At 45.8% G+C, this 295-nt stretch carries 1 rRNA gene; it reads left to right on the top strand.

The features are described 5' to 3' along the window. Window positions 1-163: 163 nt before the first annotated feature. A 16S ribosomal RNA gene (locus tag MUW49_RS20930) occupies window positions 164-295 on the top strand; the annotation flags it as partial.

The raw sequence follows: 295 nt of genomic DNA, 5'->3' as shown, positions 1-295 counted from the left end.
GCTCTTTAACAATTTGAATCAAGCAATCTGTGTGGGCACTCACAGCATCGAGCATCAAAAACAATTTTTGATTTTCAATGTCTGATGAAGTGACCAAAGCAACTTTTAGTTGCAGCAGTTAATTCAGCAATTCATTGAGCCGCCTTTATAGGCAACCAAACTTAAATTGAAGAGTTTGATCATGGCTCAGATTGAACGCTGGCGGCAGGCCTAACACATGCAAGTCGAGCGGCAGCGGGAAAGTAGCTTGCTACTTTTGCCGGCGAGCGGCGGACGGGTGAGTAATGCCTGGGAA

Origin of the sequence: Aeromonas sp. LsrichE-8G, from assembly GCF_022869435.1 — a bacterium.
Classification (GTDB): domain Bacteria; phylum Pseudomonadota; class Gammaproteobacteria; order Enterobacterales; family Aeromonadaceae; genus Aeromonas; species Aeromonas caviae.
Note: the sequence above shows the minus strand (reverse complement) of the source record. Positions and strands in the feature narration are given on the sequence as shown.